The sequence below is a fragment of the Streptomyces sp. NPDC043746 genome (assembly GCF_056436485.1).
Genome location: NZ_JBWKCM010000026.1, coordinates 55,822 through 74,242 on the forward strand (window position 1 = coordinate 55,822; position 18,421 = coordinate 74,242).

General features: G+C 74.1%; 13 protein-coding genes. 5 read left to right on the top strand and 8 right to left on the bottom strand.

Annotation, left to right across the window (positions count from 1 at the left end; genetic code table 11):
• Positions 1–28: 28 nt before the first annotated feature.
• The 5 genes from rbfA to AC0682_RS24775 all read left to right on the top strand — a co-directional run bounded on the left by rbfA (position 29) and on the right by AC0682_RS24775 (position 7,585).
• Complete coding sequence (gene rbfA / locus AC0682_RS24755) at positions 29–502, top strand: 30S ribosome-binding factor RbfA (protein WP_019761866.1); 474 nt, start codon at positions 29–31, stop codon at positions 500–502.
• Positions 499–1,398 carry a tRNA pseudouridine(55) synthase TruB gene (truB, locus tag AC0682_RS24760; RefSeq protein ID WP_254811550.1) on the top strand — a complete coding sequence of 300 codons (900 nt, stop codon included), beginning with the start codon at positions 499–501 and terminating at the stop codon, positions 1,396–1,398. Before rbfA ends, truB begins: the two co-directional genes overlap by 4 nt.
• A 242-nt stretch (positions 1,399–1,640) precedes the next feature.
• Complete coding sequence (locus AC0682_RS24765) at positions 1,641–5,423, top strand: serine protease (protein ID WP_478535157.1); 3,783 nt, start codon at positions 1,641–1,643, stop codon at positions 5,421–5,423.
• A 46-nt stretch (positions 5,424–5,469) separates the two neighbouring features.
• A complete protein-coding gene (locus AC0682_RS24770; protein ID WP_478535158.1) occupies positions 5,470–6,426 on the top strand; it encodes a bifunctional riboflavin kinase/FAD synthetase in 957 nt (318 codons plus the stop codon).
• A gap of 49 nt (positions 6,427–6,475) precedes the next feature.
• Positions 6,476–7,585 carry an XdhC family protein gene (locus tag AC0682_RS24775; protein WP_478535159.1) on the top strand — a complete coding sequence of 370 codons (1,110 nt, stop codon included), beginning with the start codon at positions 6,476–6,478 and terminating at the stop codon, positions 7,583–7,585.
• A gap of 18 nt (positions 7,586–7,603) precedes the next feature.
• Here AC0682_RS24775 and AC0682_RS24780 read toward each other — a convergent pair whose 3' ends face one another.
• From AC0682_RS24780 to AC0682_RS24815, 8 genes are all read right to left on the bottom strand, one after another.
• A complete protein-coding gene (locus AC0682_RS24780; RefSeq protein ID WP_478535160.1) occupies positions 7,604–8,593 on the bottom strand; it encodes an oligopeptide/dipeptide ABC transporter ATP-binding protein in 990 nt (329 codons plus the stop codon).
• The gene (locus AC0682_RS24785) at positions 8,590–9,642 is read right to left on the bottom strand and encodes an ABC transporter ATP-binding protein (protein WP_478535161.1); all 1,053 of its coding nucleotides are present in this window, start codon (positions 9,640–9,642) and stop codon (positions 8,590–8,592) included. The genes AC0682_RS24780 and AC0682_RS24785 overlap by 4 nt, the downstream gene beginning before the upstream one ends.
• Positions 9,639–10,568, bottom strand: coding sequence for an ABC transporter permease (locus AC0682_RS24790; protein WP_478535162.1), 930 nt, complete (start codon positions 10,566–10,568; stop codon positions 9,639–9,641). Before AC0682_RS24790 ends, AC0682_RS24785 begins: the two co-directional genes overlap by 4 nt.
• A complete protein-coding gene (locus AC0682_RS24795) occupies positions 10,565–11,656 on the bottom strand; it encodes an ABC transporter permease (protein WP_478535163.1) in 1,092 nt (363 codons plus the stop codon). The genes AC0682_RS24790 and AC0682_RS24795 overlap by 4 nt, the downstream gene beginning before the upstream one ends.
• 3 nt (positions 11,657–11,659) lie before the next feature.
• Entirely contained in the window at positions 11,660–13,537 is a 1,878-nt protein-coding gene (locus AC0682_RS24800) for an ABC transporter substrate-binding protein (RefSeq protein ID WP_478535164.1), read from the bottom strand.
• Between the two features lie 196 nt (positions 13,538–13,733).
• Positions 13,734–16,958: an SCO5717 family growth-regulating ATPase gene (locus tag AC0682_RS24805; protein WP_478535165.1), complete on the bottom strand. Its 3,225-nt coding sequence runs from the start codon at positions 16,956–16,958 to the stop codon at positions 13,734–13,736.
• 408 nt (positions 16,959–17,366) lie between these two features.
• Complete coding sequence (locus AC0682_RS24810; RefSeq protein ID WP_478535166.1) at positions 17,367–17,600, bottom strand: DUF397 domain-containing protein; 234 nt, start codon at positions 17,598–17,600, stop codon at positions 17,367–17,369.
• Positions 17,601–17,699: 99 nt separating this feature from the next.
• Positions 17,700–18,410, bottom strand: a complete 711-nt coding sequence (locus tag AC0682_RS24815; RefSeq protein ID WP_478535167.1) for a hypothetical protein — start codon at positions 18,408–18,410, stop codon at positions 17,700–17,702.
• Positions 18,411–18,421: the final 11 nt, after the last annotated feature.

Consider the following 18,421-nt stretch of genomic DNA (forward strand, 5'->3'; position numbering starts at 1 on the left):
GAACACCAGAAGGAAGAGTGACGGACCGGTGACCGACAACGCGCGGGCCCGCAAGCTGGCCGATCGCATCCAGGTCGTGGTCGCGGAGACCCTGGACCGGCGAATCAAGGATCCGCGGCTGGGCTTCGTGACGATCACGGACGCCCGGGTCACCGGCGACCTGCGGGAGGCCACGGTCTTCTACACGGTCTACGGCGACGACGAGGAGCGCGCGGCCTCCGCCGCGGCGCTGGAGAGCGCCAAGGGCGTCCTGCGCTCCGAGGTCGGCCGGCAGACCGGAGTCCGGTTCACGCCGACCCTGGCCTTCGTCCCCGACGCCCTCCCGGACAACGCCCGCACCATCGAGGACCTCCTCGACAAGGCGCGCGCCAAGGACGCGGAGGTGCGCCAGGTGTCCACGGGCGCGACGTACGCCGGTGACGCCGACCCGTACCGCAAGCCGGAGGACGAGGACGAGTCCGACGGCCCCTCCGAGAAGAACGAGGGCCCGGCCTCCGCATGACCGACCAGAACCCGACGCCGGACGGCCTTGTCATCGTCGACAAGCCGTCCGGCTTCACTTCGCACGACGTCGTGGCCAAGATGCGGGGCATCGCCCGCACCCGCCGCGTCGGCCACGCCGGAACGCTGGACCCGATGGCGACCGGAGTCCTGGTGCTCGGCGTCCAGCGGGCCACCAAGCTGCTCGGCCACCTCGCGCTGACCGAGAAGGAGTACCTGGGCACGATCCGGCTCGGCCAGGACACCGTCACCGACGACGCCGAGGGCGAGATCACCTCCTCCACCGACGCCTCCGGCGTGACCCGTGAGGGGATCGACGCCGGGGTGGCGGCCCTGACCGGCGCGATCATGCAGGTCCCGTCCAAGGTCAGCGCCATCAAGATCGACGGCAAGCGGTCCTACGCGCGGGTGCGCGGCGGCGAGGAGTTCGAGATCCCGGCCCGCCCGGTGACCATCTCCTCCTTCCGCGTGTACGACGTCCGCGAGGCCGTCGCCGAGGACGGCACCCCCGTCCTGGACCTGGTCGTCTCCGTCGTCTGCTCCTCGGGGACGTACATCCGCGCCCTCGCCCGGGACCTCGGCGCCGGACTCGGCGTGGGAGGCCACCTCACCGCGCTGCGCCGCACCCGCGTCGGCCCGTACGGACTGGACACGGCCCGCACGCTCGACCAGCACCAGGAGGAGCTGACGGTCATGCCGGTCGCCGAGGCCGCCGCGTCCGCCTTCCCGCGCTGGGACGTCGACGAGAAGCGCGCCCGGCTGCTCCTCAACGGCGTACGGCTGGACATGCCCTCCTACCCGCCGGGCCCGGTCGCGGTCTTCGGACCGGACGGGGCGTTCCTCGTGCTGGTGGAGGAGGAGAAGGGCAGGGCCAAGAGCCTCGCCGTCTTCGCCTGATCCCCGGACCACGGGATTGGTCCCCGGACCCCGGGGACGGATCGCCGGATGCATGTGGAGCGGGCACCCACCCCCCACCGGTGCCCGCTCCACCTCCCCCACCCCCGGACCATCCCTGCTCCGCCCAGGTCACGGCTATTCACCCCATTGGACGGGCGCTCGGAGTGAATGTCGGGGGCGCGGGGGGCGCTTTCGCCCAGCGCGCTACTCCGTACGATCACCGGCGGCCTACCGTCGGATCCATGGGCAGTGGGGACCGGTCGACGCTGGTGAGAATCTGTGATCAGGCCGGCCGGCCGCGGGGGACGGGCTTCGTCGCGGACGACCGCGGCACGATCGTCACCGCCCACCAGGCCACCGCCGCCGCCGGCCCGTACCTCCTGCACGGCACCGGCGGCCGCACCTGCTCCGTCGGCCCCGACGACATCACTCCGCTCCCCGCCCTCGGCCTCGCCCTCCTGCGTACGGGCGGCCCCGGCACGCTCGACGTGGAGCCGCTGCCCATCGCCGTACGGGAGCGGATCGAGCCCGGAAGCTATGTCGGGATCGCCGCCCACGGCCGCCGCGAGGCCCGCGTCCTCGGCACGGCCCCCGCCACCTACACCGCCCCGGACGGCACCCATCCGGTCCCCGCCGCCCTGGAGCTGGCCCTCGGCACCGACGGGCGCGACGCCCTGCGTTCGGGCGGCGCGGCCATCGGTGGACCGGTCACGGACCCGGCCACGGGCGCGGTCCTAGGCCTGCTGTCCACCGCCCTCACCACCCCGTACGAGTCCGCCGGGCTCGCCCTGCCCCTCCCGCGCGGCGCCGACGCCACCCTCGACGCCCTCCTCGCGCGCAACGCCACCGCCGCCCCCGCCTACGGCCCCGACCTCAACCTCGCCGGGGTCCTCCAGCTCACCGCCACCTCCGTCGGCTCGGCCGACGGGCCCGACCCGCGCACCGCCCCGGTCGAGCGCGCGGACATCCACGCGGAGTTCGCCGCCTTCGAAGCCGGTACGGGCACGGTCCTGGGCCTCGTCGGCGGGCCCGGCACCGGCCGTACCACCGAGCTGGCCGCCCTCGCCGCCCGCCGGGCCGACCGGGGGACGCCCGCCCCCACCCTCTGGCTGCGCGGCGCCGATCTGCTCGCCGACGACACCTCCGTGGCGGACGCGGCCGACCGTACGCTGACCCGCTCGGCCCGGATCGTCGCCGCGGCCGGGGCCCTCGGTGACATGGCCACGGCCACGGCCGAGCGCGTCGCCCGCCTCGCCGCCGACGCGGGCCACCCCCTTCTGGTGGTCCTGGACGGCCCCGAGGAGATGCCGCCGCTGCTGGCCCACCGGCTGCCCGAGTGGACGGCGGGGACCGCGCGCTGGCTGCGCGAGCACCGCGTCCGGCTCGTCGTCGCCTGCCGCCCCGAGCACTGGGAGACCGCCGGGGCCCTCCACCCGCCGGACGCCCTGCACCACCCCCGCCGCCCCGCCCGCGGCCTCCCGCCCTCCCTGCGTCTGGCCGACCTCACCCGGGCCCAGGCCGAACAGGCCAGGGAGCGGTTCGACATCCCGCCGCACGCCCTCGCCCCGGGCCACGACCGGCACCCGCTCACCCTGCGGCTGTTCGCGGAGGTCCGCGAGGCCCTGCCGCCCGGCGTCCAGGGCCGCCCCGACACGGAGGACGTCTTCGGCGCCCACCTGGACCTCATGTGCGTGCGCATCGCGGTCCGGATCGCGGCCGCCGCCGGTGAGCAGCCCCGGGGCACCGCCGTACGCAGGCTGGCCGCCCGGGTCGCGGGCCAGGTCCACGAGGCGGCCCGGCGCTGTCTGGGCCCGGGACAGGGGGAGCTGGACCGGGAGGCGTTCGAGGAGATCTTCCCCTGGCGCACCGGGTGGGCCTCGGCCGTGCTCACGGAGGGACTCCTCGTCCCGGCGGGGGCCGGCTACCGCTTCGCCCACGAGGAACTGGGCGACTGGGTCCAGGGCGCTCACCTGGACCTGGACGCGGCCCTGCGCTCCCTGGTGCACCGCTGGCACCGGGGGAGCGGGGGGCGTGGGCCCGGTGGTGCGGGTGGGAGGCGTGCCGCTGATGGGCGCCAGGATGCCGATGGGCCGGGCGGGCGGCGTGCTGGTGGTGCCGGTGGTGTCCAGGGGAACGGTGCTGTCCGCGAGACCGGTGTCGTCGCTCGGCCCGGTGCCGGCGGGGCGCTCGGCCCGGCCGGGGAGCCCCGCTTCGGCGACGGGCCCCACGCGGCCGACGAGGAGCCCCGCTCCCTCCCCGTGCCCCGGCACCGGATCGGGCCGGTGATCCAGGCGATGGTGCTTCTCGGCCGCCGCCAGGGCACCGCCGCCCTCGCGCACCGGATGGCCGACCTGATCGAGGCGCTGGACCGGCTGTGGACGTACGAGGGACAGCGCGGCGAGGGCCCCCCGGCCCACCGCGGCCCCCGGGACGAGGACGCCGCCTGGTGGGCGGCGCACCTGCTCGGCGGCAGCCTGCTCCGGGTGCCCGACGCACGCCCGTACCTGGGCGTCCTGCGGGTCCTCGCCGGCCGCATCACCCGCTGCTCGGCCGCCACGGCGGGAGCCGCCGGGGGACCGGCGGTCCCGGGGGCGTACGGCGAGTTCGGCCCCTGGTTCTGGCGGCGGCTCCGGCTGCCCGAGGAGGACCGGATCGACCTCCTCCGCCGCCTGGTGCCCGCCGACGGGGTGCCCCGAACCGACGGCGACGAGCGGTATCTCGACGCGGTGGCCCGCCGCCTGGGCTACGACCCCTCCACCGTGCAGCCGCTGCTCTGCCGCTGGTTCACCGACGAGCGGCCGCTGCTGTTCGCCGGCGGCGGCCCCGGAGCACCGAAGGAGGGGGGCCTGCGCCCCACCGTGGCCGACGCCGCGCAGGCCCTGCTCCACGCCCGCCGGGCCCTGGCCGTCGACGACCTCGTCGACGCCTTGATCGCCACTCCGCACGCCCGGGCCGGTGAGCTGCTCGCCGCCCTCGCGGAGGACGAACCCACCGCGCTCTGCCGGGCCGTCGAGCGGTGGGCCGGGGACGAGGACCGCCCGGCCCGACGCTCCGCCGCCGCCCGGTACGCCGGACTCCTCCAGCCCCGGATCACCGCCGAGGGCGACCGGGCCCTGCTCCGCTCCGCCGCCGAGATCCTGGTGGGGCGCCCGGAGGACCGGGAGCTGCATCCGGCCGCCCTGACCCTCCTCGTCCGGGACCCGACGTCGCGGGGCCACCACCTCCCGCAGGCCCTCCGCCTCTTCGCCCACGGTGCCCCCGGCCTCACCGTGGAGCTGCTCGCGGAGATCTTCCCGGCCCACCCCGAGCCGGTCCTGGCCGCCCTCCGCGCCCGCCTGGCCCATCCGGGCGAGGGCGCGGCGGCGGTGCTGCGGGCCCTCGCCGGGCTCGACACCCCCGCGCTCGCGCTGCACGTCGCCGGGCTCGTACGCGAATACGTCGACGCCCACCCCGAGGACGGCACCCACGCCGCCGAGTACGTGGACCTCCGCCTCGAACACGGCCCCGCCGCCCGTGCCCTGCTCCTGCCCCTGGTCACCGGCCTGCTCCGGGACCGCCCCGCCCCGCCCCCCGTACGCGCCGCCCTCGCCCGGGTCCTCGCCGGGGCCGGGTCCACCGCCTCCCGGCCGCTGCGGGCCGAGCTGCTGGAGGTCCTGCTGGAGTTCGAGCAGACCACCGGACGCGACCCGCACGTACTGGACGCCCTCCTCCGGGCCGCCGCCGACGGGCTCCACAGCCGCCCCGAGTTCCGTACGCGCGCGCTCGTCCACCGCACCGGCATGCTCCTCGTCCGCACCCCCCAAGGCGCAGCCCGCTTCGACCGCAGCCTGGTCGAACTCGCCCGTGACGTGCCCGGATTCGCCGCCCTCGTCCTCCGCTGGCTCACCGAAGCCCCGCAGGAGTGGGCCGTGGTGGTCGGCCCCAGCGCCCGGCGCACGGTGGAGGCGTTGGAGACATCACGTCAGGCGATGCCGATGCCGATGCAGGCGGCGGGGCGTGAGCATGGCAGTCTTAGACCTGCGTAACGGCACACCTACACACGTACACAGGTTCGGGCGAGGAGCGGTCACAGTGCAGCGCTGGCGTGGCTTGGAGGACATCCCCCAGGACTGGGGGCGCAGCGTCGTCACCATCGGCTCCTACGACGGCGTGCACCGCGGACACCAGCTGATCATCGGCCGGGCCGTCGAGCGCGCCCGTGAGCTGGGAGTCCCGTCCGTCGTGGTCACCTTCGACCCGCACCCCAGCGAGGTCGTCCGTCCAGGCAGCCACCCGCCGCTGCTCGCCCCGCACCACCGCCGCGCCGAACTCATGGCGGAGCTGGGCGTGGACGCGGTGCTGATCCTGCCGTTCACCGCGGAGTTCTCGAAGCTGGCGCCCGCCGACTTCATCGTGAAGGTCCTCGTCGACAAGCTCCACGCGAAGGCCGTCATCGAGGGCCCCAACTTCCGCTTCGGCCACAAGGCCGCCGGGAACGTGGCCCTGCTCACCGAGCTGGGCGCCACCTACGACTACACCGTCGAGGTCATCGACCTGTTCGTGACCGGTGCGGCCGGTGACGGCCGGCCGTTCTCCTCCACCCTCACCCGCAGCCTGGTCGCCGAGGGCGACGTCACGGGCGCCGCCGAGATCCTCGGCCGCCCGCACCGGGTGGAGGGCATCGTGGTGCGCGGCGCCCAGCGCGGCCGTGAGCTGGGCTTCCCCACGGCCAACGTGGAGACCCTTCCGCATACGGCGATCCCCGCCGACGGCGTCTACGCGGGATGGCTGGAGGTCGACGGCGAGTCGATGCCCGCGGCCATCTCGGTCGGCACCAACCCGCAGTTCGACGGCACCGAGCGCACGGTGGAGGCGTACGCGATCGACCGCGTCGGCCTCGACCTGTACGGGCTGCACGTGGCCGTCGACTTCCTCGCCTACGTCCGCGGGATGCTGAAGTTCGACACGATCGACGACCTCCTGGTGGCGATGTCCGCCGATGTGAAGCGGTGCAGCGAGCTGGTCGCCGCCTACGACCGCACCCACTGACGCACCCCTTCCCCGTGCACCCGGGCCGGGGACGGCGGATGCTGGCAGGGTGCGTGACATCCTGCCCGGCCTCCGCTCCCGCTGCGCCGCCGGTACGCCCCTCGCCCTGGCGACCGTCGTCGCCGTGCACGGCAGCGCGCCCCGCGAGCCGGGCGCGGTCATGGCCGTCGACGCGGCGGGCACCGTGCTCGGCAGCGTCTCCGGGGGCTGCGTCGAGGCCGATGTGTACGAGGCCGCCCGCGGGGTGCTGGCCGGGGCCCCGTCGCGCGTGGTCGCGTACGGGATCAGCGACGACGAGGCGTTCGGCGTCGGGCTGACGTGCGGCGGCACGATCGAGGTGCTGGTGCGCGCGTACGCCTCGGACGCCGAGCTGGCCCATCTCGCCGCCCTCCTTGACCTGATCGCCGCCGACGTGCCGGTCGCGGAGGCCACGGTCCTCTCCGGCGCCGCGGAGACCGGCGCCCGCCTGACCGTCCGCGCCGACGCCGTGCACGGCACGCTGGGATCCGAGGGGCTCGACGCGGCTGTCACGGACGACGCCCGGGGACTGCTGGAGCAGGGCCTCACGGGCATCCACTGGTACGGGGCGCACGGCCAGCGCCGGATGGCCGAGGTCGCGGTCTTCGTCCGGTCCCACACCCCGCCGCCCCGCATGCTCGTCTTCGGCGCCATCGACCACGCGGCGGCCACCGCCCGCATCGGCTCCTTCCTCGGCTACCGGGTCACCGTCTGCGACGCCCGCCCCGCCTTCGCCACCCCAGAACGCTTCCCGACCGCCGACGAGGTGGTGTGCGCCTGGCCGCACGACTACCTGGAGGCGACCGAGGTCGACGCCCGTACGGTGATCTGCGTCCTCACCCACGACCCGAAGTTCGACGTGCCGCTGCTGGTCGCCGCCCTGCGCACCCCCGCCGCGTACATCGGCGTCATGGGCAGCCGCCGCACCCACGACGACCGCCTCGCCCGGCTCCGCGAGACCGGCGTGGACGAGGCACACCTGTCCCGCCTCGCCTCACCCGTGGGCCTCGACCTCGGAGCCCGTACGCCGGAGGAGACGGCCGTCTCCATCGCCGCCGAGATCATCCAGCACCGCTGGGGCGGCACGGGGCGCCCGCTGGGTGAACTGACGGGGGCGATCCACCACGGGGGCAGGGCGTAGAGCATCTCCGCACGAGCGTCAGGACCGGGCGCCGCACGCCGCCGCCCAGTGGCACGCCACCTGGGTGTCCGCCCCGCCGTTCAGCACCGACAGCTCCACCGTGCGGCACGCCTCCGCCACCCCCGCCCGCTCCGCCTCGCCGGAGGCGAGCACCTGGCAGCGGACGTGGAAGCGGCAGCCGGAGGGCACCTTCGAGGGGTCCGGGGGTTCGCCGGTCAGGACGACCGGTTCGCCATCCGCCTCCGGGAGGACGGACAACAGGGCCTGGGTGTACGGGTGTTGAGGGGCCGTGAGCAACTGCTCGACCGGGCCCGTCTCGACGATCCGGCCGAGGTACATCACCGCCACCCGGTCAGCGATGTTCCACGCGAGCCCCAGGTCATGGGTGACGACGAGCGCCGAGAGGCCCAGTTCGTCACGGAGGCGCAGGAGGAGGGCCAGGATCTCGCCCCGTACCGACGCGTCCAGCGACGCCACCGGTTCGTCGGCCACGATCAGCTCCGGCTCCAGGACCAGGGCCCCGGCGATCACCACGCGCTGGCGCTGGCCGCCCGACAGCTCGTGCGGGTAGCGCAGGAAGAACCGCTCGGGCGGTCGCAGCCCGGCCCGGGAGAGGGCTTCCGAGACGGCCGCCCGCTCGTCGCCCGCGTACCCGTGGATGCGCAGCCCCTCCGCCACCGCCTCGTACACCGTGTGCCGGGGGTTGAGTGAGCCGCTGGGGTCCTGGAGCACCAGCTGCACGCGCTTCCGGTACGCCTTGAGAGCCCGGCCCGCGTAGTCCATCGGGGCTCCGGCGAAGGTGACCCGGCCGGCGGTGGGCGGGACCAGGCCGAGCAGCGAGCGGGCGAGCGTCGTCTTGCCGCACCCCGACTCACCGACCAGCGCCACGATCTCGCCGGGCCGGATATCGAGATCGACGCCGTCGACCGCGCGGGCGGTGGCGGCCCCGCGCCGGCCGGGGAAGGAGACCTTCAGGGCTTCGGCGCTGAGGAGAGGGACTGTGCTCATGCGGTGTTCCTCGAATCGTCGGTCGCGGGAGTGTCCACCAGCACGCACGCCGCCCGCCGCTCGCCCCCGGCCTCCCGCAGCTCCTGGTCCTCCGTGGCGCAGGAGTCCAGCGCCACCGGGCAGCGCGGGTGGAACGTACAGCCGCCCGGCAGCGCCGCCGGGTCCGGCGGGTCGCCCGGCAGACCGCGCGGGGCGCGCCGGGAGGCCAGGTCGCCGATCCTCGGGAAGGCGGCGGAGAGCGCCCGGCCGTACGGGTGGCGCGCCTGCGCGTACACCTGCCGGGCCGGGCCCTCCTCGACGACCCGGCCCGCGTACATCACCGAGAGCCGGTCGCAGGTGTCCGCCAGCACCGCCAGGTCGTGGCTGATCATGATCAGACCGACATCCTGGTCGGCCACCAACTGCTCGATCAGGCGCAGGATCTGGGCCTGGATCATCACGTCCAGGGCCGTCGTCGGCTCGTCCGCGACGATCAGGCGCGGGTCGCAGGCCAGCGCCATCGCGATCATCACGCGCTGCCGCTGACCGCCGGACAGCTCGTGCGGGTACGCCCGGGCCCGGGCAGCGGGCAGCCCCACCTGCTCCAGCAGCTCCCCGGCGCGCTTGCGGGCGGCGGCCGGGGTGGCCTTGCCGTGCAGCAGGATCGGCTCCGTGATCTGGTCGCCGACCCGGTGGACCGCGTTCAGCGAGTGCATCGCGCCCTGGAAGACGATCGACGCCCCCGCCCAGCGGACCGCCCGCAGCCGCCCCCACTTCATGGTGAGGACGTCCTCGCCGTCGAGCAGGATCTCCCCGCTGAGCTTCGCCGTCGTGGGCAGGAGGCGGAGCAGGGCCAGAGCCAGCGTGGACTTGCCGCAGCCGGACTCCCCGGCGATGCCGAGCTTCTGCCCGGACTCCACCCGCAGATCGACGCCGCGCACGGCGGGGACGGTGCCGCCGTAGGTGACGGTCAGGTCCCGCACCTCCAGCAGCGGCGGGTCACCGACGGGCTTCGAGAGGCCGGGTGATGCGGACGGCTCCGGGCCGGTCGTGGTGGTCGTGGCGGTCAACGGGACACCCCCAGCTTCGGGTTGAGCACGGACTCGATGGCCCGGCCGCAGAGCGTGAAGGCGAGCGCGACCACGGCGATGGCGAGTCCGGGCGGGGCGAGGTACCACCAGTTGCCCGAGCTGACCGCACCCGCCTCCCGGGCGTCCTGGAGCAGCCCGCCCCAGGAGACGATCGTCGGGTCGCTCAGCCCGAGGAAGGCGAGGGTCGCCTCGGTGAGGATGGCGGTGGAGATCACCAGCGTGGTCTGGGCGAGCACCAGCGGCATGACGTTCGGCAGGACATGGCGGGACATGATGTGCCCGTGCCCGCCGCCGAGCGCCCGCGAGCGTTCGATGTACGGGCGGGACTCGACGGCGAGCGTCTGCGCCCGGACCAGTCGGGCGGTGGTGGGCCAGGTCGTCACGCCGATCGCGAGGATCGTCGTCCAGATCGACCGGGAGAGGACCGTGGCCAGGGCGATGGCCAGGACGAGCGTCGGCATCACCAGGAACCAGTCGGTGATGCGCATGACGACCGTGGCGTACCAGCCCTTGAAGTGGCCCGCCGTGATGCCGATCAGGGTCCCGATCGCCACGGAGAGGAAGGCGGCCAGCAGACCGACCGTCAGCGACACCCGCGTTCCCCAGAGCATCAGGGCGAGCAGGCTGCGGCCGAACTGGTCGGTCCCGAGCGGGAAGGCACCGCTCGGCGCCTCCATCGGGGCGCCGGGCGCGCCGGTCACGCTCTTGGAGTCGGCCCCCACCAGGAGCGGGGCGGTCAGCGCCAGCAGGGCGATGACCACGAGCACGGCGAGGCCGACGAGGCCGGCGCGGTGGGTGCGGTACCGCTGCCAGAAGCGGAGTGCGGCCTGGCGGCGCCGGGCCCGGGTGAGTGCGCGGGGGCTGTCCGGCCGTACGGCTTGGTCTGTGTCGGTCGAGGGAGTCATCGGCCCACCCGGGGATCGAGCAGCGGATAGATCACATCGGCCAGCGTGTTCATCAGGATCACCGCGGAGGCGAAGACGAAGAACAGCGCCTGCACCAACGGCAGGTCCGGCACGCTCAGTGCCTGGTAGAAGAGGCCGCCGAGCCCCGGCCACGAGAAGACCGTCTCCACCAGGATCGCCCCCGCCACCGTCGTGCCGAGGTTCACGAAGAGCAGCGTCACCGTCGGCAGCATCGCGTTCGGCACGGCGTGCTTCCGGCGCACGAGGTCGTCCCGCAGCCCTTTGGCGCGGGCCGTGGTCAGGTAGTCGCCGCCCATCTCGTCCAGCAGCGAGGAGCGCATCACCAGCAGGGTCCGCGCGTACTCCACCGCCACCAGTGTGATGACCGGGAGCACCATGTGGTGGGCGATGTCGAGGACGCGGTCGAAGCCGGTGGTCGAGCCGGACTCCATTCCTCCGGTCGGGAAGAGCCCCGGGACCGGGCCGATGCCGACCGACAGCGTGATGATGAGGAGGAGGCCGAGCCAGAACGAGGGCACCGAGTACAGCGTCAGCGCGAACGCCGTGTTGGCCCGGTCCCCGGCGGAGCCGTTGCGCCAGGCCGAGCGGGCGCCGAGCCAGATGCCGAGCAGGGTGTAGATCACGAACGCGGTGCCGGTGAGCAGCAGGGTCGCGGGCAGCGCCTCGGTGATCTTGTCCATGACGGGGGCCCGGAACTGGTACGACGTACCGAAGTCGCCGGTCAGGGCCTTGCCGCAGTACTGCGTGAACTGCTGCCACAGCGGCAGGTCGAGCCCGAACTCACGGCGCATCGCCGCGATCTGTTCGGTCGACACCTGACGGCCGCCGGTCATCTGCTTGACCGGGTCCCCCGGGATCAGCCGGAAGAGGAAGAAGCTGGTGACGAGGACGGCGAAGAGGGAGACGGCCGCCCCGGCCAGCTTCCCCGCCGCGTAGCGGAGGTAGGCGGCCGTGGTGCGGGAGCGCGGGGAGCGGGCCGGCGGCCCGGCCGGAGCCGGGCCGCCGGATGCGGTGCTCTCCACGCCCGCCGCGCCTTCGACCAGCGCGGGGGTGGATTCTGAGCTCATGGACTACTCACGGTCTTCCGCGGTGGAGCGGCGGCGCATGGCGAACAGCAGTCCGCCACCGACGAGGACGACGACGGCGATCCCGACCCCGACGAGCACCCCGGTGGAGGAGCCACCGGAGTCGGAGGAGGCCGACGAGGAGGCGCCTGCGGCCGGGACCGCCGACCACCAGCTCCAGTAGCCGTCCTGGCCGTAGATGTTGCCCCCGTCCGACGGCATGGTGGTGATGGACGCGATGTGGTCGGTGCGGTAGGCCTCGACGGCATTCGGGTACGCCATGACGTTCATGTACCCGGTGTCGTACAGCCGCGACTCCAGTCGCCGGACCAGATCCGCCCGCTTGGCGGTGTCGTACTCGGCCAGTTGCTTCTTGTACAGCTCGTCGTACTGCCGGTCGCAGATGAAGTTGTCGGTCGCCGCCGACTCCTTCGCCTTGGTGGGCAGCGCGGCGCAGGTGTGGATGGAGAGGACGAAGTCGGGGTCGGGGTTGACGGACCAGCCGTCGAAGGCGAGGTCGTACTCACCCGCGTACCAGGGGTCGGAGACGTTGTCGAGGCAGTCGACCTTCAGCCCGATGCCCAGATCGCCCCACCACTCCTGGAGGTACTTGCCGATCGCCTTGTCGTTGGGGTCGGTGGCGTGGCAGAGGATACGGAAGTCCAGCGGCCTGCCGTCCTGGCCGACGCGCTTGCCCGCGCTGTTCTTCCGGTACCCGGCCTCGTCCAGCAGGGCGGCGGCCGCCGCGGGGTCGTAGCTGAGCTTCTGCTCGGCCGACGGCTTCCAGAAGTAGTCCGCGAAGCGCGGCGGGATGTACCCCTCGCCCTCCACGGCGCGGCCCTGGAAGACCCTGTCGACGATGGTCTTCCGGTCGACGGCCTTGAACAGCGCGTGCCGCACCTTCTGGTCCAGGAGCGCCGGATGCCCGTCACCGAACTTCTGGCCGTCCCTGGTACGGGCTCCGGGGTTGACGGCCAGTGCGAAGAAGCGGCGGCCCGGGGCGTCGTTCACCTTGATGTCCGGGGCGTTCTCCAGCGAGGCGGCCTGGGCCGGGGTCAGGCTGGGGCTGCCCGCGACGAAGGACACCTCACCCTTGCGCAGGGCGGCGACGGCCGCGTCCTGGTCCTTGTAGTAGCGGAAGACCAGCTCGTCGAACTTGGGCGCGCCGCGCCAGAAGTCCTTGTTGGCCTTGAGCTTCACATAGCTGTCGACCTTGTAGTCCGTCAGGATGAACGGGCCGTTCCCGACGACGGGGAAGTCCTTGTCGTTGTTGAACCTGGAGAAGTCCTCGACCTTCTCCCAGACGTGCTTCGGGACGATCGGCACGTCCAGCGCGGCCATGGTGGCCTGCGGCTCCTTGAGCCTGATGACCAGCTTGTCCTTGCCGGGCGCGGTCACCTCCTCGAAGTTGCCGACGAAGCTGCCGTTGGAGGTGGCCGCCCCCTCGTCGGTCATCATCTTGTTGAAGGTCCAGGCCGCGTCCTCGGCGGTGGCCTGCTGCCCGTCGGACCACTTCGAGTCCGAGCGGATCGTGTACGTCCACGTCAGCTTGTCCGCTGACGGCTCCCAGGCGGTGGCGAGCCCGGGGATCGCCCGGCTGTCCTTGGCGTCGTAGTTGGTCAGGTAGTCGTACATGAGCCGGTGGATGCTCGTGCTCAGCAGCCGCTGGGCGAGGAACGGGCTCAGCGAGTCGACGCTCTGCGCGACGGCGACCGTGAGCGTCGTCTTCCCGTCGTCGGCGCGGGCCTCGGAGGGTGCGGGTGCGAGCGGGTTTCCCGGGACGACGGCCCCGGCGGTGAGCGCCAGGGCGGCCGCGCCCGAGGCCAGCAGCGTACGCAGACGCCTGCCGGGCCGGGGGGTGCGGGAGGGGACTCTTGTGACCATGGACGGTGACCTCGCGTCATCACTCGCTTGAGCAGGCGGGTTGATCTCTGGTTCGCCAGTTGGTGAAGCGAAGGTCTATCAGCGGTCGGGAGGCTCGTCAACGGTCCGTCAAACCGCGTGTGGGCTGCGGAAACAACCCGAAGGGCCCGTACCGTGCGCACGGTACGGGCCCTTATTGGTCTACACCTCTAACGCCTCACTGGTGAGGAGCCTGCGGCGGCTGCGGAGGCGTCTGCTGCCAGCCCGCGGGCGGCACCGGACCCTGCGGATCGGGCCGGCCCTCCGGGTTGTCCCGGCCGCTCGGCTGCTCCTGCGGCGGGGTGACGGGGGCGGGTCCACCCGATTGGGCCCGCGGGTCACCTGATCGGGCCTGGGCCGACGCGCCGGGGTGGCCCGGTGCGCCGGGTGCGGGCTGGGGCGCGCCGGGCTGGTCCGGTGCCGCCTGCTGGGCGTGCTGGGGTGTTCCCGGCTGGGTCTGCGGGGGGAGCGGCTGCCAGCCGCTCTGCGGTCCGGGCTGCGGGGAGTAGGGCTGCTGCGGGGGCTGCGGTACGCCCGGCTGCCCGGCCGCCTGGTGCTCCCCGTAGGGCGGTTGCGGCCGGCCGGGGTACGGGGGCTGCCCGGGCATCGGCTGACCGGGGTGGCCCGGCTGGCCGGGGTGAGGCTGGTGGTAGGGCTGGCCGGGGCCGGGCTGCTGGGGGGCGTACGGCTGCTGTCCGCCGGGGCCCGGCTGCTGCTGGGGCGGGTAGGGCTGCTGCGGGGTGTGGCCCTGCTGGCCGGGCATCGGCGCGCCCGGTCCCTGTCCCGGCATCGGCCGGCCAGGGGCCGGGTAGCCCTGCCGGCCCGGCAGCGGCGGGGCGTACTGCGGGGGCGGGTTCTGGCCGTCCGAGGTCCACAGTCCCTGCTGCTGCTGAGCGCGGGCGAAGTCCTCCGCGACGAGGGCCGAGAGGTTGAAGTACGCCTCCCGGGTCTTCGGCCGCATCATGTCGAGGTCGACCTCGGCGCCCGCCGCCAGGTGCTCGTCGAACGGAACGACCACGACACCCCGGCAGCGCGTCTCGAAGTGCTGCACGATGTCGTCGACCTTGATCATCTTGCCGGTCTCGCGGACCCCCGAGATGACGGTGAGCGACCGCTGCACCAGCTCCGCGTACCCGTGCGCGGAGAGCCAGTCCAGCGTGGTGGAGGCGCTGGAGGCACCGTCGACCGAGGGCGTCGAGATGATGATCAGCTGATCGGCCAGGTCCAGCACCCCGCGCATCGCGCTGTAGAGGAGGCCGGTGCCCGAGTCGGTGAGGATGATCGGGTACTGCTTGCCGAGTACGTCGATCGCGCGCCGGTAGTCCTCGTCGTTGAACGTCGTGGAGACGGCCGGGTCCACGTCGTTGGCGATGATCTCCAGGCCGGAGGGCGCCTGCGAGGTGAACCGCCGGATGTCCATGTACGAGTTGAGGTACGGGATCGCCTGGACCAGGTCGCGGATGGTCGCGCCGGTCTCGCGGCGCACCCGGCGCCCCAGCGTGCCCGCGTCCGGGTTGGCATCGATCGCCAGGATCTTGTCCTGCCGCTCGGTGGCCAGAGTGGAGCCCAGGGCGGTCGTGGTGGTGGTCTTGCCGACGCCCCCCTTGAGGCTGATGACGGCGATGCGGTAGCAGGAGAGCACGGGCGTACGGATCAGCTCCAGCTTGCGCAGCCGCTCGGCCTCCTCCTTCTTGCCGCCCAGCTTGAACCGGGAGGCGGCGGAGGGGGTGCGGCTGCTCTTCGCCTTCTGCTTGCCCCGCACGAGCCGGTCGGAGGACAGCTCGACGGCGGCGGTGTAGCCCAGTGGCGCGCCCGGCACCGAACGCTCGCGCTGGTCGTGCGTGACCGGGGTGGGCCAGGCGCCACCGGTACGCGGGTCGGCGGGCGGCTGCCCCTGGTGCTGTCCCTGCTGCTGGCCGTGCTGCTGGTACGGCTCCGGCTGCTGCGGGGAGGCGGGGGCGGCGGGCGCGGGCACGTGGGGGGCCGCCTGCGCCGGGAGGGGGGCCGACTGCTGGTGCTGCTGTTGCTGGGGTGTGTCGGCGGCCGGGGCCTGGGGCGGCTGGGGCTGCGGGAAGCCGTAACCTCCCGACCCCGGGGTGCCTTGCGGGAAGCCGTAACCGCCTGGGGTGCCCTGCGGCGGGAGCTGGTGCGGCTGCTGTTGCTGCGGGAAGCCGTAGCCGCCCGCGCCCTGGGGAGCCTGAGGTGCCTGAGGTGCCTGGGGGTGGGCCTGCGGTGGCAGGGGGGCGCCGCCCGGAACGGCCGGTGTGCCGTGCGGGCCCTGGCCGGGGAGCTGATGGGGCGGCTGGGGTGGCTGCTGCTGGGGCGCCTGCGGGAAGCCGTAGCCCCCGGGGGCGTCGGCGGGCGGCACGGGCGCGGGCCACTGGGCCGCGGGCTGCGGTGCGGTGGGCTGGGGCGCGGCCGGCTGGAAGGCGGGCGGCAGCGGCGGCAGCGCGTTCCCCTCGACGGGTGCGGACCACGGCACCGGCGCGGCGGAGGCCTGCGGCGCGGGCGGTGCGGCGGACGGTGCGGTGGGCGACTCTGCGGGCGGGGCGTCTTCGAGAGCGGCGTCTTCGGGAGTCGCGTTTCCGGGAGCCGCGTCCTGCGGTACGGCGTCGGCGGGGGCGTCGCCGCTGTCCGCCGTGGCGTCCGCCTTGTCGTCGGATGCGGCCACGTCGGTGGCGTCCGCCGACTTCGGCTCGTCCGCTTCGGCCGACACCTTGGTGCCGGCGTCGGTGTCCGTGTCGGAGTCCCCGGTCACCGCGTGGTCGGCGGGGGCCGGATCGGAGCCCGTACCGTCGGCGGCCGTGGAACTCGCCTCCGTACGGGAGGAGTCCGCACCCCCCTCCGTACGGGAAGCCTCCGCCGCCGCCTCGCGCTCAGCGATCTCCCGCTTCAGGGCGGCCGGGGAGAACCGCATCGTGGCACCGCTCTCCACGTCGCCACCCCCGAACGTGCCCGGGTCGTCACCGGCCCCCTCGGCAGAGGCGGCGGGTGCGGCGGGTGCGGCCGGGGTGGCAGGAGGCGTGGGCGCACCGGGAACAACGGGCCCGACCGGATCGGCGGGCGCGTCCACCACAGGCGAGGCCGGAGCCGCAGGAGGGACGGACGGGACATCCGGAGCCGACGAGGTCGGCGGGGCCGGGGGAGCAGGCGCCCAGTCGGGGTCGAAGCCGCCCGGGGACGGCTGTGCCGGTACGGACACGGGAGCCCCGTGCGGCGGCGGAGGCGGGGCCAGATGGGAGCCCGCGCCGCCCGACGAATCCCCCGCCGCGTTCTGCGTGTACCAGGCGGGAGGGGTGTAGTCGATGGTGAACTCACCCGTCATCTCGGCGGGATCCGCGTCGGACGACTCGTCGACGGGCGTGTTCCATCCGCCGCGGATCTCGTCCCGATCGCTGTTCACTGTGCCTCCTGGTGTGGTCGAGCACCCTTGTGCCGTGGTGGGTGGGGGCGACCGGTCTCATGGGCCCGGTACGCCCGGCTCTCCCCCTTGCGACGCGCACAACCCGCTCGCAGGTTTCTTCTGCCGCGCCCCACCCACCCTAATCGCCATCGGGGGCACTCCGGCAGGCCGTACCGCCCGGCAAAGAACGGCGAAGAACGGCAAGAGCGGCAAGAGCGGCAGAGAACGGCGAAGGGTGGCGGGGGGGGGCGGGCGCCACCCCCCCCCCCCCCCCAGCGCCCCCCCCTGGTCTCCCCCCCCCTCCCCCCCCCCCCCAACCAACAACCCCCCCCCCCCCCCCCCCCCCCCCCCCCCCCCCCCCCCCCCCCCCCCCCCCCCCCCCCCCCACCCCCGTACCGCCGACGGCGCCTACGTGAGGTCGAACTCGCCGTCGCGCGCACCCAGGACGAACGCCCGCCACTCCGCCTCCGTGTACCGCAGCACGGTGTCGGGGTCCAGAGAGGAGCGCATGGCGACCGCGCCACCGGGCAGATGCGCGATCTCGACCCGCTCCTCCTCCTGCTCGGTGCCGGGAGCGCACAGCCACTCCACGCCCGAGATGTCCAGAGCGTAGAGCTCGTCCTTTTCCTGCTGGGTGCCCATGTCGGCGTTCCTTCCCATCGAACTGTCGAACTGCCTGTGGTACTGCGTGGTCCATGCTCCCCGGCGGGAGGGGTCCATGAGAGGCGAACGGGAGAGGAATCAGTCCATCCGGCGAGCGGTACCCAGCAGACCTGTCTCCGCGTCCGTCGCGCTCGTCATCACCCAGTGGTGCTCGCGCCCCGCCACCCAGAGCGTCACCCCGTCCGCCAGTGTCGGCAGCGCCTCGCTCTCGGCCCGGGCGAGCCCCAGGATGCGGCCGATCTGCTCGGCCTCGTCGGGCGAGACCCGCTGGATGCCCACGAGCGCCGACGAGCGCATCAACCGGGGCGCCACGGGGCTGAGATAGGGGAGCAGCGTCAGCACGGACTGCCAGGGGGAGGAGATGACCCGGCCGCGCGGTGGCCGCATGCCGCAGTCCCGGATCACCACCACGGGGCTGCCGACCGTGGCGCCCGTCGGCGGAACCCGCCCCACGTCGTACAGGGAGACGCACTCCAGCCCGGCGCCCGCTGCCTGGGCCAGCGTGGTCCAGGCCTGCACCCGGCCGGTCTCGACCGCCACCCGGGCGCCGGTGCCCGCGGCCCGCAGCGCCAGCACCTGCGCCGTCCACAGGCCGCCGATGAGCGTGACGTCGTACGGGGCCGGGCGGTGGAACCCGATCAACTGCGGGCGCCCCTCGGCGTCGTCGCCGATGATCACGCCGTCGTCACCGACCGGGAGCGACAGGGCGCCCAGATGGTCGGTGGGCACGGTGTGGCCCGCGTGGCGGGGGCCGAGCAGCCCGCGCCTGGCCCCGATCCGCCCCGCCATTCCGCGCCCCA

Bases quoted from the DNA above. Each gene is read 5' to 3' on its own strand.
- truB (WP_254811550.1), top strand. From the start codon at position 499: ATGACCGACCAGAACCCGACGCCGGACGGCCTTGTCATCGTCGACAAG.
- AC0682_RS24800 (WP_478535164.1), bottom strand. From the start codon at position 13,537: ATGGTCACAAGAGTCCCCTCCCGCACCCCCCGGCCCGGCAGGCGTCTG.
- AC0682_RS24795 (WP_478535163.1), bottom strand. From the start codon at position 11,656: ATGAGCTCAGAATCCACCCCCGCGCTGGTCGAAGGCGCGGCGGGCGTG.
- AC0682_RS24790 (WP_478535162.1), bottom strand. From the start codon at position 10,568: ATGACTCCCTCGACCGACACAGACCAAGCCGTACGGCCGGACAGCCCC.
- AC0682_RS24815 (WP_478535167.1), bottom strand. From the start codon at position 18,410: ATGGCGGGGCGGATCGGGGCCAGGCGCGGGCTGCTCGGCCCCCGCCAC.
- AC0682_RS24810 (WP_478535166.1), bottom strand. From the start codon at position 17,600: ATGGGCACCCAGCAGGAAAAGGACGAGCTCTACGCTCTGGACATCTCG.
- AC0682_RS24780 (WP_478535160.1), bottom strand. From the start codon at position 8,593: ATGAGCACAGTCCCTCTCCTCAGCGCCGAAGCCCTGAAGGTCTCCTTC.
- AC0682_RS24765 (WP_478535157.1), top strand. From the start codon at position 1,641: ATGGGCAGTGGGGACCGGTCGACGCTGGTGAGAATCTGTGATCAGGCC.